The 15,535-nt window shown below is 41.4% G+C and carries 12 protein-coding genes, 1 pseudogene and 1 riboswitch; of the genes and pseudogenes, 2 read left to right on the top strand and 11 right to left on the bottom strand.

What is annotated here, in order from left to right:
- Positions 1–215: 215 nt before the first annotated feature.
- The 5 genes from G573_RS0104255 to G573_RS0104235 form a co-directional block, all read right to left on the bottom strand.
- Positions 216–689: an Rrf2 family transcriptional regulator gene (locus G573_RS0104255; RefSeq protein ID WP_027975546.1), complete on the bottom strand. Its 474-nt coding sequence runs from the start codon at positions 687–689 to the stop codon at positions 216–218.
- A gap of 316 nt (positions 690–1,005) precedes the next feature.
- A complete protein-coding gene (locus tag G573_RS0104250; protein ID WP_027975545.1) occupies positions 1,006–2,550 on the bottom strand; it encodes a peptide chain release factor 3 in 1,545 nt (514 codons plus the stop codon).
- A gap of 196 nt (positions 2,551–2,746) precedes the next feature.
- A complete protein-coding gene (locus tag G573_RS0104245) occupies positions 2,747–3,424 on the bottom strand; it encodes a YwaF family protein (protein ID WP_027975544.1) in 678 nt (225 codons plus the stop codon).
- 44 nt (positions 3,425–3,468) lie between these two features.
- Positions 3,469–4,653, bottom strand: a complete 1,185-nt coding sequence (locus G573_RS0104240; RefSeq protein ID WP_027975543.1) for a hypothetical protein — start codon at positions 4,651–4,653, stop codon at positions 3,469–3,471.
- Positions 4,654–4,719: 66 nt separating this feature from the next.
- Positions 4,720–6,090, bottom strand: a complete 1,371-nt coding sequence (locus G573_RS0104235) for a UDP-N-acetylmuramoyl-tripeptide--D-alanyl-D-alanine ligase (RefSeq protein WP_027975542.1) — start codon at positions 6,088–6,090, stop codon at positions 4,720–4,722.
- Positions 6,091–6,288: 198 nt separating this feature from the next.
- Positions 6,289–6,379, top strand: a riboswitch (THF riboswitch).
- A gap of 53 nt (positions 6,380–6,432) precedes the next feature.
- Between G573_RS0104235 and G573_RS0104230 the strand changes: the two genes are divergently transcribed.
- A complete protein-coding gene (locus G573_RS0104230; protein ID WP_027975541.1) occupies positions 6,433–6,996 on the top strand; it encodes a folate family ECF transporter S component in 564 nt (187 codons plus the stop codon).
- Positions 6,997–7,047: 51 nt separating this feature from the next.
- Here G573_RS0104230 and G573_RS0104225 read toward each other — a convergent pair.
- From G573_RS0104225 to G573_RS0104190, 6 genes and pseudogenes are all read right to left on the bottom strand, one after another.
- Positions 7,048–7,296: pseudogene (locus G573_RS0104225) on the bottom strand (D-alanine--D-alanine ligase); the annotation flags it as partial.
- A 106-nt stretch (positions 7,297–7,402) separates the two neighbouring features.
- Positions 7,403–7,870: a hypothetical protein gene (locus tag G573_RS0104220; protein ID WP_425423397.1), complete on the bottom strand. Its 468-nt coding sequence runs from the start codon at positions 7,868–7,870 to the stop codon at positions 7,403–7,405.
- Positions 7,871–8,129: 259 nt separating this feature from the next.
- A complete protein-coding gene (locus G573_RS0104210; protein ID WP_027975538.1) occupies positions 8,130–9,176 on the bottom strand; it encodes a D-alanine--D-alanine ligase in 1,047 nt (348 codons plus the stop codon).
- 213 nt (positions 9,177–9,389) lie between these two features.
- Complete coding sequence (gene recR, locus G573_RS0104205) at positions 9,390–9,989, bottom strand: recombination mediator RecR (RefSeq protein WP_027975537.1); 600 nt, start codon at positions 9,987–9,989, stop codon at positions 9,390–9,392.
- Positions 9,990–9,999: 10 nt separating this feature from the next.
- The gene (gene pbp2b, locus G573_RS0104200; protein WP_027975536.1) at positions 10,000–12,078 is read right to left on the bottom strand and encodes a penicillin-binding protein PBP2B; all 2,079 of its coding nucleotides are present in this window, start codon (positions 12,076–12,078) and stop codon (positions 10,000–10,002) included.
- Positions 12,079–12,328: 250 nt separating this feature from the next.
- A complete protein-coding gene (locus tag G573_RS0104190; RefSeq protein ID WP_027975535.1) occupies positions 12,329–13,021 on the bottom strand; it encodes a phosphoglycerate mutase in 693 nt (230 codons plus the stop codon).
- A gap of 1,193 nt (positions 13,022–14,214) precedes the next feature.
- On the opposite strand from G573_RS0104190, the gene G573_RS0104185 reads away from it, so the two are divergent.
- A complete protein-coding gene (locus G573_RS0104185; protein ID WP_027975534.1) occupies positions 14,215–15,150 on the top strand; it encodes a dihydroorotate oxidase in 936 nt (311 codons plus the stop codon).
- Positions 15,151–15,535 lie beyond the last annotated feature (385 nt).

The raw sequence follows: 15,535 nt of genomic DNA, 5'->3' as shown, positions 1-15,535 counted from the left end.
TTTACTTCCTATTATTTTATCACATTTCATGAGCCTTGATTAAGACATTGTTTAAAAAACAGACACTACTGTGTTCACCTGTTTCAGCAGTATAAAATGACAAAAGCAAGAACCGACATAGCTTGAAACTATATCGGTTCTCTTTTATTTAGGCTGATTGTGAACCGCTTGCTTGCCAAGACTTCTAAAGCTGGCAATCGGTTCAGCTTTGCAGCTCAATCAGGCAAAAATTTGCTTAATTCCTCAGCAAAATGAGGATACCTTTGCACAGCAATCTGCGAAAAATCAGCCATAATATCGGATAAGGTAATCTCAGCCATTGCCTTTTCAGCTGCTTCTTGTATTTCTTGGTATTTGATAGTCAAGACCTCTTTAACACCGCTGGCAATGATACAGTCGGCATTGGTATTTCTGTCTACCTGCAGCAAGGCATTATTGGCCGGCAGGCTTTCAAAAATATCTAATAAGGTAATCTCTGTACTGTCTTTTGCCAGCCTAGGCTGAGCTTTGCCGCGCTGACTGACAATCAAACCGGCTCTTCTCAGATTGCCCATGATTTTTCGAACATTGGAAGCATTGGTTTGAACGCTGGCTGCAATCATTTCACTTTTTAAAAAATCAGGATTATTGATACAGGACACATAAACCATGATATGAATGGCATCGCTAAATTGTACGGACTGTTTCATTTTGCTCCTTTCTCAAATTATTTTTTCTTGAATCATTATATCATAATAGGCAAAAATGTTGTATAAATTAAAAATACATCTATAAACTGTAAGACTGCTTATCAGCCTCGTTATTGTTACATGACCTAAACTGAATAAACCTCTTTTGCCTTCTCTAAAAAAGCAAAAATCAACAGTTTTAAACAGTCAAGACTGGCAGCCGTTGGGACTTTGTCAGCTCAAATTTGCATTTAACAAAAAAGAACTGAGTATATCAGTTCTTAACTATGGCTTGTCCGGTCAGAATAAGCAATGATTTTAGCCCTGCAAGAGTTTTTTACATCTTTTCTTCCAGCTCAACATCCGGATATTTATCAGCAAACCAGCGCAGGGCAAAGTCATTTTCAAAGAGAAAGACGGGCTGATCAAAGCGATCACGCGCCAAGATATTGCGGCTGGAAGACATGCGCTCATCCAGGTCTTCTTCCTTAATCCAGCGGACAGTCTTTTTACCCATTGATGTCATGACAACTTCTGCATTGTATTCGTTCTCCATCCGATGTTTGAAAACTTCAAACTGCAGCTGGCCGACCGCTCCCAGCATGTATTCACCCGTCTGATAATTTTTATAGAGCTGAATAGCTCCTTCCTGAACCAATTGCTCGATTCCTTTATGGAAGGACTTTTGCTTCATAACATTTTTAGCTGCTACTTTCATGAACAATTCCGGCGTAAAGGTCGGCAGCGGTTCAAATTCAAATTTATTTTTGCCGACGGTCAGGGTATCACCAACTTGGTAAGTACCTGTATCATAAACCCCGATAATATCACCGGCAACAGCATTCGTTACATTTTCCCTGCTTTCAGCCATGAATTGAGTAACATTTGACAGTTTGACACTCTTTCCGGTCCTGCTAAGGTTCACTGACATGCCGCGTTCAAATTCGCCTGAAACAATGCGAACAAAAGCAATCCGGTCACGGTGCCTAGGATCCATATTGGCTTGGATTTTGAAGACAAAGCCAGAAAAGTCCTGATCGAGCGGATCAATCAGCTTTCCTTCAGTCGTTCTATGCCCGTGCGGTTCCGGGGCAAATTCTAAAAAGGAATCTAAGAAGGTCTGAACACCGAAATTAGTCAGGGCAGAACCAAAGAAGACAGGTGTCAGCTCTCCTTTTAAGATGGCTTCTTCTGAAAATTCATTGCCGGCTTCCTGCAGCAATTCAACATCTTCTAAGACCTGCTCATAAAAGGGGTTATTAGCAAAAAGCTTTGCTCCTTTGTCAAAATCCGCAAAACGTTCATCACCTTTGTAGAGCTCCAAACGCTTATTATACAGGTCATAAAGGCCTTCAAAAGATTTCCCCATCCCGATCGGCCAATTCATAGGATAGCTGGCGATACCAAGCACGTCTTCTAATTCTTCTAAGAGATCGAGCGGTTCCCGGCCATCACGGTCCAATTTGTTTATAAAGGTAAAGACCGGAATGCCGCGATGTTTAACAACTTCGAACAGTTTTTTGGTCTGTGCCTCAATCCCCTTAGCCGAATCCACAACCATGACAGCCGCATCTACGGCCATAAGTGTCCGGTAAGTATCCTCTGAGAAATCCTCATGCCCCGGTGTATCAAGGATATTGACACGTTTGCCGGCATAGTCAAACTGCATAACAGATGACGTTACAGAAATGCCGCGCTGCTTTTCAATGTCCATCCAATCCGATTTAGCAAAAGTACCTGTTTTTTTACCCTTGACAGTTCCTGCTTCACGGATTTCACCGCCAAAGTAAAGAAGCTGTTCCGTAATGGTCGTTTTCCCCGCATCCGGGTGACTGATAATAGCAAAGGTTCGGCGTTTTTTGATTTCTTCTTGTAAATTCATAGGTCCTCTTTTTAGTTAATCGTATACAATTCTTTGATGCTTATCAGAGTTGTTTTTATGACACTCTCTCTTATGTCCAGCATACCAACCCTATTAGTATACTTAATTTTCAGCTTTTTTTCAATTATCTTTAGGTCTCAGCTGCTGTAAAAAACAGAAGAGCCATTTTAGCCAACTCTTCTGCTGAATAAACTCTTTAAAGAACAAATTCCCTTTTCTTAACCCTTTTGAAAATCTCATCAATCAGCAGCAGCATGGCAATTAAAACCAGAGAAACCGCTAAATATCTTACCCATAAAGCGCTTTGAGTGATAAAAGGGGTATCGCGTAAAATTCCATAGTTGCCGCCTGTCACTTTATTGACAAAGATCAAAAAAAGATTGAGACCCAAAGTATAACTGCTGATTCTGAACCGACTGAGAAGCTGACTGTCATAATGATTAAGCAAATAAACCAAACCATTGACCAACAGAGCATAATGGCCGGCAATAAACGAAAAAGCTGTGATATGGGGAAAATCATAGGCGTCCATGACAGGGTATCCCAAAGCAAAAATAGCTCCGCTTGCCCCCATCAAGGCAAAATACTGCTTGAGCTTTGTCCCATCAGGCAGGAGCAAAAGGGCAAACATAGCCAGCCTGCAATGATAGAGCGGCAGACTGTTAGAAAGCGGGATGTCCGCAAACACATACCAGGTATAAAGAGCTGTCAGCTGCACAGCCTGCAGCAGTTTAAAAGCCCTGACATAGATGGGATTTCGATAAGACTTAACAGAAATATAAATCAATACAAGCAATACAGCCATCATTACAAGATACCACAAAAGAGAAATCTCAGGCGGCTGTGTTTTCTGGGAGGTTAAAAATGCCTTCATCATATACTTTCTTTTTATCTTCTATAAGCGCTTGCGCCGGTGTCTTAAATCTCCGGCCTGCTATACTCTTCAAGGTTTTCTGAGCTGCCGGATTTTTCATCGGGAAGACCAAAGTAATTAAACAGTAAGATCGTACAGATACCAAGGCTAACACCATAGTCTTCAATCATAGCTGTCAAAAAAGCTGACAAAATAAAGATGAAATGATAAAGCGTAAAGCGCTTCTTCAAGGTCTGAAGCCCTATCATGACAGGAAACAGCAGATAAACCAAGATTCCTTGACGCATGAGAGAGTCAACATAGTAATTTTCATTAAAAATTCTGGCTCCGTTGGCATAGTGCAAATCCGGAACCCGCCTAGGCAAAAGTCTAAAACCGTAGGCCTTGATATAAGCGTGAGCATTTCTTAAACGGCCGGAGAACATTGAATTTAAAGAATGAAACACAGACGACTCAGGCTGGTAGAAATAGGAAAGTAAGGTACCAAGCACAAAGACAGCGAGGATTGACTGAAATACAAGCTTTCCTGATACCTTATATCTCAGCAATTGTTTTTTAAGCAAGGAAGTCACAAGAATAACTGTAAAAATAAGAAGACCTGTCCTTGAATCCGTTATTGAGTAAACTAACAGCCCAAGCATAATCAGCCAGAGCACTTCAGACAGCGGCACTGTCTTCTTACGCATGAGCGAAAAGTCATAAAACAAGCTCATAACAAACATACTCAAAGAATTGGGATGCATAAAACCGTAAGAATGGCGAAGCAGATGTTTTGCAGGCCTGTAAAGAGTGGCATCTGGTATTTTGCCGTTAATATAAAACAGCAAAACTCCTATTGCCAAAAGTATTTTAGCATAAAAAACAATAGTCACCAGATTGGGCTGTTTAGGATCCACTGAAACGGACAGCAAAAAGAAAGACAGCAAGGAGAAGTCCGGAGCAAAATCTATCAAATAAAATTCAGAAGGCAGCAAAACCAAGCAGATACCTACTGCAGTTACTGCAAATAAGCTTCCCTTTGACCACTTATGTAAATAAAGATGCCAGATAAAGGTCACAAGGCTTAGCAGCAAAGAAAACAAGGTAAGCTCTACATAAATATCGTCTACCATATAACGTTTAAAAGAGTATGTATAAACGACAGCTATAAGTGCAATAGTATAAAAACATTGGTAAACTTTAGTGTTATTTTCTAAGAAAAAGCGCCATTCTTCTTTTATTAAATTCATTTTTTTCTCCAAAAAAGCCTTCTATCATCAAGCTGGACTGCCGCCCGAATGAAGTTGAAGCAGCAATTAATCTGCTTCCAAAAATTCTACGACCTGACCTAAATTCATCGAATTTGACCCTTTAAGAAGGATCTGATCCTCAGGCTGCAGGATTTCTTTGATCCGTTTAAGCAGCTCCTCAAATTGATCCTGATCTTTCGTTTTTTTGAAATAGTAAACCTTGCCAAGCGGAAATATCTGACTGGCCAGCTGAGCTAAATCAGCAATATCATCCCCGTAAAAAATAACGGTATCCAAAACATCGGGATTCAGACTGGTAATCAAATCTGTATGCATTTGAACAGAATCAGGTCCCAATTCTTTCATGTCTGCCAGAACAGCTATTTTTTTACCGCCTTCATTGCCTGCAATAGCAGAAAAAGTCTCCAAAATTAACCTCATAGCCGTAGGGTTAGCATTGTAGACATCTGAAAGGATATCTGCCCCATTGGCAGCCTTTTTCCATTCTGTGCGATTGCGCGTTAATTGAAGGTCAGACAAGGCAGCAATAATCTTTTCTTCCGAAACATTCAGTAGCTTTCCGACATAAGCGGCAATCATGGCATTAGCAGCATTATACTTACCGGTGACAGGCAATGTAACCTTCTCTTCCAAAAAATTCGTAGCAAAAGTCAGAAAATCTTTGTGCTCTTCCAATTCTGTCACATAAATATCTGCATCAGGGCCAAAACGAATAACTTTTTGATTATCCGGCAGAAAAGGGTTGATAATCTTATCTGCCGGTGCAAGCAAAATACCATGACCGTCCATTCCTTGCGTAATCTGCATCTTTCCCTCAGCAATCTTTTCACGGCTGCCAAAAAATTCTAAATGGGCCTCACCGATCAAGGTCACCACAGCGATATGCGGATGAGCCAAATTAGATAAAAGCGCAATATCTCCGAGACGATCCTGTCCCATTTCAAGGACGATTTTTTCGGTATCATCAGGCATATGCAAAACAGTATAAGGAAGGCCGATTTCATTATTGTAATTGCCTTGGGTCTTATAGGTTTTGTAGGTGCTTGCCAGAATATCTGCGATCATATCTTTGGTCGTTGTTTTACCGTTTGATCCCGTTACTGCAATGACATCAACACGCATCTTTTCCAGATAATATTGGGCCAGAACCTGAAAGGCTGTCAAACAGTCATCAACCCAAAGATAAGGTCTGCTGTCATCTAACTTTTTTTCTGAAAGAACTGCTGCTGCCCCGTTTGCAAAAGCTGTTTCAATAAAGTCGTGGCCGTCACGCGCCCCCTTGAGCGGCACAAACAGGTCTCCTGCTTCTATCTTTCGGCTGTCAAATTCAGCCTGTCGCAGGGGAACGTCATCAAAATCCGAAATGCTATTTTTAGCGCCAACCACCTTGGCAACTTCATGTAGGGTAACTTTCATTTTATTTTCCTTATTATGATGAAACAGTACAATTTCTTAGCCGGCTTTCATTGCTCATTTTTGAAATCATATCTGCTCTTATTGTTATCATCGGATACCAGACCAGTATCCATATCATTATAGCATATTTCACTGCTTTTGGACTATATTTGCAGAAGGACTTATGGTATAATCACAGGGTAGGAAATATTTCTCCTGCACAGAGTAAATGATTCGCGTTAAGTGTGTGTGAATGGGATGTCGTCACACAACGAAGCCTCAGGCGCGGTGAATCATTGCATCCGCTGTTTTCAAGAAATCTTGATTAAACAGCTCCAAATTTAGTTTAAGGAGCCTTTTTTCATGAAAAATATTTTTTCACTTCCCAAGTTAAGTGTGCAGCGCTTGGTGACACTAACCATGCTGATTGCCCTTAGTTTTATTGTCGGAAAGTTTTCAATTTCCATCATCCCCCAACAATTAGTTGTTAGTCTGACATTTATTGTCAACACCATGATTGGGATGGTAGCAGGTCCTGTTTGGTCCTTTATCACACTTGGACTGTATGACATTGTGGACAATCTGTCCGGCGGAACTGGAAACTTTATTATTTGGTGGACCTTGGTGGAGGCCGTTCAAGGATTTTTCTACGGTTACTTCTTCTATGGTAAATCCCTCGATTGGGAAAATAAAAAAGACTGGATCCATGTCGGTATCGCAACAGCAGTGGTTATGCTGATTGGAACGTTCATCTTTACACCGCTCTTAATTCAAATCTACTACGGAACACCTATCATCGCCCAGTACATTGCCGGCCGTTGGTTAAAAATCTTTGAAATTCCGATTCGAATAGTGCTGACGATGCTTATCATTCCACAGCTGCAGCGCATCCCGGAACTGCGTAAGCTAGTAAGCATCTCTAAATAAATAACAAGAAAAGCACCGGAGGGGCATCCCACCTCTGGTGCTTTTTTCATGCTAAATCAAATGGCTCTCCCGCTTGGCAAACATTTCTTTTGCCAATTGAACCAGCTTTTCAATTAAATCCGGATAAGCAAGTCCCATATTCTCCCAAAGCAGCGGATACATTGACCACTGGGTGAAGCCGGGCATGGTATTGAGCTCATTGAGAAAAATATCTCCCTCGGCTGTCAAAAAGAAGTCACAGCGTGATAAGCCACAGCCCCCTAAAGTTCTGAAAGCCGTGGCAGCGTAGGAGCGCATTTTTGCACACCCCTCATAACGATGCCGTATGCACCGTTACGCGGAGTAAGGTATTCTGTTTTATCGCTGCCTGTGCGTACATATTGCGTTCTCCTTGTGAAACTGGAATCTATCGTTCTGACATATATCTCTCTACCTCGTCAACAGTCAATTTCCTTACCTGCGTGTTTCCATATTCTGTGTATCTTTCGAAAATGAAAACAGGCCTCATGCTTTCACACGTCTTCCCCTTGTTCTTTTTCAAATATATTTCCAAATCCTCAATATCCGCAAAGATTTTATATGAGTTTCTACCGCCTTGATTTTTGATTTCATAAATACCACATGGCTTTTTACAGCAATAATCAGCGGTGCGCAAATATAATTTTGCAATTTCTAATGACTTAAAAGGGAAGTTCCACCGTTGCGATCCACGTTTGGGATCATGCTCTATGCAAATGCACCGCCCACAAGTACCACAAATATATTGTGTATGATTTCTTAAGCAATCCACCGGATTTAATAATGGTGTTATTCTATTTTCTTCAGCATAGCATTCTACGCATATTTCGTTTTCCTCCTGCAAAACCCGATTCATTTTTTGCAAGCCCCTCTTCCTTCGTCATGGCATTACATGGATCATCCGTTTCTCATGCATCAACGGAGCGTCAACACGTAGTCCACCGATACTTAAAGCCGACCTTTTCCTGAACCCGCTTTGACTTCGTGTTGCCTTCATAAGTAGCCGCACCAGACCTTCGTCATGCCGATATCCTCAAAGGCATGGCGGAGCATTTCCCCTGTAGCTTCCGGCATGATGCCCTGTCCCCATAACGGATTCTGGTGCTTTTTTCATGCTAAATCAAATGGCTCTCCCGCTTGGCAAATATTTCTTTTGCCAATTGAACCAGCTTTTCAATTAAATCCGGATAAGCAAGTCCCATATTCTCCCAAAGCAGCGGGTACATGGACCACTGGGTGAAGCCAGGCATGGTATTGAGTTCATTGAGAAAAATATCTCCCTCGGCTGTCAAAAAGAAGTCACAGCGTGATAAACCGCAGCCCCCTAAAGTTCTGAAAGCCGTGGCAGCGTAGGAGCGCATTTTTGCAGCGGTACTGTCATCAACAGCTGCCGGAATAGCCATGGTAATCTTATTGTCAATATATTTAGCTTCATAATCATAGAAAGCCACATCTTTGACAACTTCTCCCGGCAGGGTTGTCTGCACAGCGCTGTTTCCCAAAATACCGACTTCAATCTCACGCGCATCAACGCCCTGTTCAATTAAAATGCGGCTGTCATATTTCAAAGCAAGCTCAATAGCTGCTCTCAGCTCTGCCTGCTGAGTAGCCTTAGAAATCCCCACACTGGAGCCCATATTAGCCGGTTTGACAAATACAGGGTAAGTCAATTTGGTCTCAGCCTCAGCCAGCTTGGCCTCCAAATCTTCCCCTTCAATAAAGCTCACATAGGCAACCTGAGGAATAGCCGCACTTTCTAAGACTTGCTTGGTGGTAATCTTGTCCATGGCTACACTTGAAGTCAGTACATTTGTTCCTACATAAGGCATCCTCAAAACTTCCAAAAAGCCCTGAACAGAGCCGTCTTCGCCCATCGGTCCGTGAAGGACGGGAAAAACAACAGCTCCCTCTTCATAAATATCACTAGGCTTGATTTTTTGAGAAAGTACAGCTGTTTCATTGGTCATTAATTTTTCTGAGTCTTGGGGCCTGCTGCTAAACTCCTGAGTCTTTATAAAGTCACCTTCTTGAGTGATGAAATAGGTTTTGACCAAGAATTTGTCATAATTCACCGCCCGCATCACACTCTCAGCCGAGAGCACTGAAACGTCACGCTCAGCAGAACGGCCGCCATACAATAAAACCAGTGTTTCTTTTGACATAAATTACCTTTTCTATTTTTCATTCATTTCTCAATTATCATATCATAAATAAGGTACCTTTTCAAAAGATATTGAAAAGGAAAAAGAGTTTTTAGCAGTCAGTCAGCAAAAAGAAAAAGGACAACAAATTTGTCGTCCCATCTTTAAAATCTGCTGATAGGCAGCGATACGCTCGAAGAAAATCGCGTGCAGCATCTGTCAGGCAGAGTTCATTTATAGTTCTGTCCTATTTTCAATGGCGCGCAGGAGGGTTACCTCATCAGCATACTCAATGTCCGATCCCACCGCTAAGCCCCGGGCCAGACGGGTTACTTTGATGCCTGCCGGCTTTAGCACTCTGGAAATATACATAGCAGTTGCTTCTCCATCTGCTGTTGCATTGGTGGCAATAATAACTTCAGTAATGTCACTATTATCCCGCAAGCGTGTCAAAAGGCTTTTCAGATTAATGTCATCCGGACCAATACCATTCATCGGAGAGATAAGCCCATGCAAAACATGATAGAGCCCATGGTATTCCTGAATTTTTTCCATGGCTGACACATCCTTGCTGTCTTCTACCACGAGAATAGTTGAACTGTCCCTGCTGTCGTCTGTACAAATACTGCAAGGATCATCATCGGTCAGATTGCCGCAGACCGAACAATAGGTCAGCTCCCGCTTAGCAGCCAGAAGATTTTTGGCAAAATCATTAACATCCTCATCACTCATACCAATTGTATAAAAAGCTAAACGTGTCGCCGTTTTAATCCCAATTCCGGGCAGCTTGGTAAAGCTTTCAATCAATTTGGCTATGGGAGTTGGGTAAAGCATTCTTTTTTCCTCACTGTTTCATCGGATTCATTTTCTGATAAAGATTGATAATATCCCGCGTAATGGCATGACTGGTTGTCCCGTGCAGGTCTGTTTCATGCGGCAAAACAACGGCTACCGCGACCTGCGGATTGTTGCTGGGCGCATAGGCTACAACGTTCAGATTAGATGTATAGACAGATTTGCCGTCTTCGCCCGTAACATAAGCTTCGGCTGTCCCTGTTTTAGCTGAAATCGGAACACTGGCACCGTTGGCAAGAGTCTTACCAGTCGCATAACTGCCGCCATTAACAACATTATAGAAGCCGTCTTTGATGATGGCCATGTTATCACTGGAAATCGGTACTTCATTTAAGACCTTGGTATCAACAGACTGAACCAATTTACCCAAGCCGCCGGTCTTATTGTTGTCATAGATCCCTTCAACTAAATGGGGGGCAATCCGCTTGCCGCCGTTAGCGACAGTAGCAGCATACTGAGCCAGCTGCATGGCCGTATAGTTGTCAAACTGACCGAATGACTCTGTCAAGACATTGGCAGCATCAAACTTATCCGGTGTATAGCCTTTTGATTCACCCGGAAGGTCAATTTCAGTTGCCACACCGAGACCGTACTGAGCGTAGGCCGTCCGCAGCTTTTCCATGGCACTCTCATAGCCATCTGATGACAGGGTCATACCGCTGTGGTAATCCTGTCCCATCAGTTTTAAGGCCAGCTGAACCATGTAGGTATTGGACGAATATTCCAAAGACTGGCTGGCAGTCAGAGGAATTGAGCCATTGGTAAACCAGGATTTGATGGGGTTAGAACCTGCAAACTGGATGGCTTGGTCATTGATGACCTGATTGCCTGATAAGACACCATTTTCCCAGCCGGCAGTTAAAGTAGCTCCCTTAACCACAGAACCGGGTGTGAAAACCTCTGTAATGGTTCCCAGCGCATTGGATGAAAGCTCTCCTGATTTCAGGTCATGCTCCAAACCGGCCATCGACAAGACTGCGCCTGTATCAGGATTTAAAACAACCGCATAGACACCTTCAGAATACTTAGTATTTCCGGCAGCTAATTCTGATTTAAAGTATTTATTGAGAATTTGTTCAACACCCTTTTGAAACTCCAGATCAATGGTTAGTTTCAAATTTTTTCCTTTGGTACCCTTGGCAGTGGTTTTATTGCTGACAATCTTGCCTTCCTTATTGACTTTAATAGACTGAATAGTTCGGCTGCCCTGCAGATAATCTTCGTACTGCTTCTCTAAGTAAGAAGTTCCGACACGGTCATTCAGCGAATAGCCTTTTTTGACATAGTCACTTGCTTCCTCAGCAGGCAGGCCGGTTTTCTGGCTGGAAACCTTACCGATAACAGAGGTAATTGAATTTTTATCGGCCTTACGCTCCCAGTCCGTCTTCACAGAAATACCTTCCAAATCTGACTTGCTGGTAGCCAGCACAGCAATTTGTTCGGCTGTCAAATCTCCCGTTGTCAAGGAGGCCGTGTTAAAGACCGATGTCGCATTCATCTGACTGAAAATATAGATAATCTTTTCTTCATCTTCAGAATAATTAATCGCACTGTCCGGAACAGCCTTGACCGCATTGGCATAGATATCTGATTCCTTCAGATTATTGCCGAAATTATCATATTTTTTCTTATCCGGCAGCTTCTTAACCACTTTTTGATAGATCTTAGGATCCGCTAAATAATAATCTTTTTTCTGACGCTTAGTGACCTTACTCTCCGTCAGCGTAACCATGCCTGCCAACTTTTGAGCATTCTTTTTGATGTCTTCGGCAGTCATCGTATTGCTTCTGGTGAAAGCAACAACTTCTTTGACCTCATTTTCAACCAGAGGAACGCCCTTAGCGTCATAAATCTGACCTCTGGGACTTGATGTCTTAATCGTATAATTCGTTGATTCTGTTAACTTGGCCTTGTAAAATTTAGCGTCGTAGATCTGCATCTGTGCTAATCGTAACAGCAAGATTGTAAACAGAGCTACAATAAAGAAAAATAGGAGATTGATTCTGTTTGAGATAAGAACAAAGGTTCTGGACTGATTCTTCTTAGGTTTCTTGAGTTTACGTACCATTTTTCCTCCTATTTTTTATGAAACTACGTCTTTTATTTTATCATAATTTAGCTGAAAACTTATGACTTTTCTTCAAACAGAGCAAAATTCCTGCAAAGAAAAAGCAAGACAGGAACTGAGCAGAGGCAAGTTTACGACAGCTGTCTTAGGTTTACGGCCGATTGGCAAATAAATCGAATCCTGCCTATAGAAAATGAGATTGGAACTCAGCCAATCTCATTTCTTTTTCTTTAAACAAACAATCCAAAAATTATTCTCCGAGGTAGTACTCAGCAGTCACGTTCAGATTTTCGTCAAATTCAAATACCAATGGTGGGAAATTAGGAATTTCAACACCCATAATTTCATCATCTGACAATTGTTTAATATGTTTAACAAGGGCACGAATCGAATTACCGTGTGCACCAACGAAAACATTTTTACCGTCTTTAAGTGCCGGAGCGATTTTATCTTCCCAGAATGGAAGAGCACGTTCAAGCGTTACCTTCAGGTTTTCAGCGTCCGGAACAATCGTATCATCAAGATTTGCATAACGGCGGTCTGTATGGGCAGAGTATTGGTCGTCTTTAGCCATAGCCGGCGGCAAAACATCATAAGAACGACGCCAGATGTGAACTTGTTCATCACCGAATTGTTCAGCGGCTTCAGCCTTATTTTTACCAGTCAAACCACCGTAGTGACGTTCATTCAAGCGCCATGATTTTTCAACCGGTACCCAAAGCTGATCAGAATATTCAAGAGCTAGGTTAGTTGTTTTGATGGCACGTGTCAAAACTGATGTGAAGGCAAGGTCAAATTCAATTCCTGCTTCCTTGATCAATTTACCGGCATCAATCGCCTGCTGGGTTCCTTTATCTGAAAGGTCAACATCAGCCCAGCCAGTGAAAAGGTTAGCCTTGTTCCACTCTGATTCACCGTGACGAGCAAATACTAATTTTACCATTAATGTTCTCCTTTATTTTTGACCAATGTCAAATAGTTTACTGTTTTATTTTACAAAAATATCGTGAAAAAATCTACTACATTTTCGAAAAAGATTGAAATCTCCTGTTTCAGAAGCAAACGACCAAAGATTTAAAATGACATTAGCCTCTTGAAGAAATAAAAAACATCTCAAAGAGATAAATGATACTTTTAATGAATTCAATAGGCACCTGCTTGGATTAGTGCAGTACCAATCCAATTTATTATTTTTTACGATTCATTAGATTTAGGAGTGTTATAACAACAAGTGCTGTAATTGCTCCAACGATAAAGTACTCCATATTAATCTCCTATCATAAAATTCATGGGCTAAGTAGGTTAGCCTGCCATCAACAATGGACAGATAATCCACATCCGCTGCTTCGAAATTATCAAACGCCATTGAATCCCATGCTTAAATATTGATCTAATAGCTCAGGTTGTAGACAAACTTCCAAAACTAAATTCTCTCTAAAATTTTATCATAGAATAGTATCTCTTTTCATTTTTTATAAGATGATATAGAGAATGAAAGAACCCTAACCCTGATACCTTCCGATGTAGCAAAAGAGGCAGAAACATAGAGTTTTTGCCTCTCGGAGATTTTGAGACCTAGGCTCAAAATCTAGGTATGGAATTCCGAAGGAAGTCGCTACCGTCCGTGCTACCTAAGGAAGGTATCATAACAAAATATTACTTTTTGAGAAAATAGACTTTTTCTTCAGTCTGAGCTTAATTATTATCACCTATTACTTTTTAAGTATATGACAATAACAAAAAGAGATCGCAATATGAGCAAAGTAAATATAATTAACTTGATGTCATTGTTGGGAATCAATACACACAATAAAGCTAAGAGTATATAACTTATAAAATATATAGCGTCGATATTTCTCTAAAAACATAAGCAATCCTATTCAATTAATGGTCCGCATTTATCATAACTTAAAAAATGATTTTAACATTTAATGTTTCTGAATCAGAGCCATTTGACTGAATTTAACATAACTGTATAGTCTATGAAAAAAACACAATTCCCCCCGAAAAATAGGGATAATAAAAAAAGCCGACATCAATAAGGAAGCCATAAAACCATAAGAATATTTTCAAATAAGCTTGCCGCTGCCCATATCTAGTGTTACAATAGAAAAAATTCATCTTTTTGGAGGCTCTATGGTTTCAACTCATACAACAATTGGTCCCTTTACCTTTGACAACTGTCTTATGAATGCCGCAGGTGTCTACTGCATGACACGCGAGGAATTAAAAGCGATTGAAGATTCGGCTGCAGGATCTTTTGTCACCAAAACAGGAACACTCAAAGAACGTGCCGGCAACCCTGAACCACGCTATGCAGACACAGCTCTGGGTTCTATTAATTCCATGGGACTGCCTAACAAAGGCTTCCAGTATTATCTAGACTATGTCATTGAGCTGCAGCAAGAGCCTGACAGTAAAAATCATTTTCTTTCCCTCGTTGGTATGTCTCCTGAAGAGACCCATACCATCTTAAAAGCGGTCCAAGCTTCTGACTATCAAGGCTTGATCGAGCTCAATCTTTCCTGCCCAAATGTTCCCGGCAAACCGCAGATTGCTTATGATTTTGAAACGACTGACCAAATTCTCTCAGAAGTTTTCTCTTATTTTACAAAACCTTTGGGAATTAAACTGCCGCCCTATTTTGATATTGTGCATTTTGATCAGGCAGCCGCTATTTTCAATAAATATCCTTTAACCTTTGTTAACTGTATCAATTCTATCGGCAATGGCCTAGTCATTGAAGATGAAGCAGTTGTTATCAAGCCTAAAAACGGGTTTGGCGGACTTGGCGGTGACTATGTCAAACCAACAGCCTTGGCAAATGTCCATGCCTTTTACAAGCGCCTCAACCCGTCTATTCAAATTATCGGAACAGGCGGTGTCAAAACCGGCCGCGATGCCTTTGAGCATATTCTCTGCGGTGCCAGCATGGTCCAAATCGGAACTGCCCTTCATCAGGAAGGCCCGGAAGTCTTTGAACGCATTACCAAAGAACTAAAAGACATCATGGCTGCCAAAGGTTATGACAGCTTAGAAGATTTCCGTGGCAAGCTGACCTATATCGACTAATTTTTTCAAGAAGAGTTTGGGCCAAAAGTCCCAAACTCTTTCAATTTATGAAGTATCACATATTTAACGCAGTGGTTGGGAGTAAGACTTGTTGGCTTAGCCGACTTAGTCTTACCCCTGCACAGTTCATTAGATGCTTTAGCACCAATGAACCACTGCTAATTGGAAGTCCTTATCCCTTGCTACGCAAGTGATAGCGGATATTTGAAGCTAACTTAGTTAGCTTTATTATCACTCTCAAAAGGTCTCCCAGACCTTTTGAGCTAATAAACTGTGCGGAGGTGGGATAGAAATTATCCAGTGGATGATTTCTACCTGAGCCTTAAAATAGGAGAGCGAGGAAAATCGAAATCGCCATTTCATGACGATTTACCGATTTTTGTCC

The sequence above is a fragment of the Streptococcus devriesei DSM 19639 genome (assembly GCF_000423725.1).
Lineage (GTDB): Bacteria > Bacillota > Bacilli > Lactobacillales > Streptococcaceae > Streptococcus > Streptococcus devriesei.
This window is presented reverse-complemented; position numbering and strand designations above follow the sequence as displayed.

Bases quoted from the DNA above. Each gene is read 5' to 3' on its own strand.
- G573_RS0104255 (WP_027975546.1), bottom strand. From the start codon at position 689: ATGAAACAGTCCGTACAATTTAGCGATGCCATTCATATCATGGTTTAT.
- G573_RS0104250 (WP_027975545.1), bottom strand. From the start codon at position 2,550: ATGAATTTACAAGAAGAAATCAAAAAACGCCGAACCTTTGCTATTATC.
- G573_RS0104245 (WP_027975544.1), bottom strand. From the start codon at position 3,424: ATGAAGGCATTTTTAACCTCCCAGAAAACACAGCCGCCTGAGATTTCT.
- G573_RS0104240 (WP_027975543.1), bottom strand. From the start codon at position 4,653: ATGAATTTAATAAAAGAAGAATGGCGCTTTTTCTTAGAAAATAACACT.
- G573_RS0104235 (WP_027975542.1), bottom strand. From the start codon at position 6,090: ATGAAAGTTACCCTACATGAAGTTGCCAAGGTGGTTGGCGCTAAAAAT.
- G573_RS0104230 (WP_027975541.1), top strand. From the start codon at position 6,433: ATGAAAAATATTTTTTCACTTCCCAAGTTAAGTGTGCAGCGCTTGGTG.
- G573_RS0104220 (WP_425423397.1), bottom strand. From the start codon at position 7,870: ATGAATCGGGTTTTGCAGGAGGAAAACGAAATATGCGTAGAATGCTAT.
- G573_RS0104210 (WP_027975538.1), bottom strand. From the start codon at position 9,176: ATGTCAAAAGAAACACTGGTTTTATTGTATGGCGGCCGTTCTGCTGAG.
- recR (WP_027975537.1), bottom strand. From the start codon at position 9,989: ATGCTTTACCCAACTCCCATAGCCAAATTGATTGAAAGCTTTACCAAG.
- pbp2b (WP_027975536.1), bottom strand. From the start codon at position 12,078: ATGGTACGTAAACTCAAGAAACCTAAGAAGAATCAGTCCAGAACCTTT.
- G573_RS0104190 (WP_027975535.1), bottom strand. From the start codon at position 13,021: ATGGTAAAATTAGTATTTGCTCGTCACGGTGAATCAGAGTGGAACAAG.
- G573_RS0104185 (WP_027975534.1), top strand. From the start codon at position 14,215: ATGGTTTCAACTCATACAACAATTGGTCCCTTTACCTTTGACAACTGT.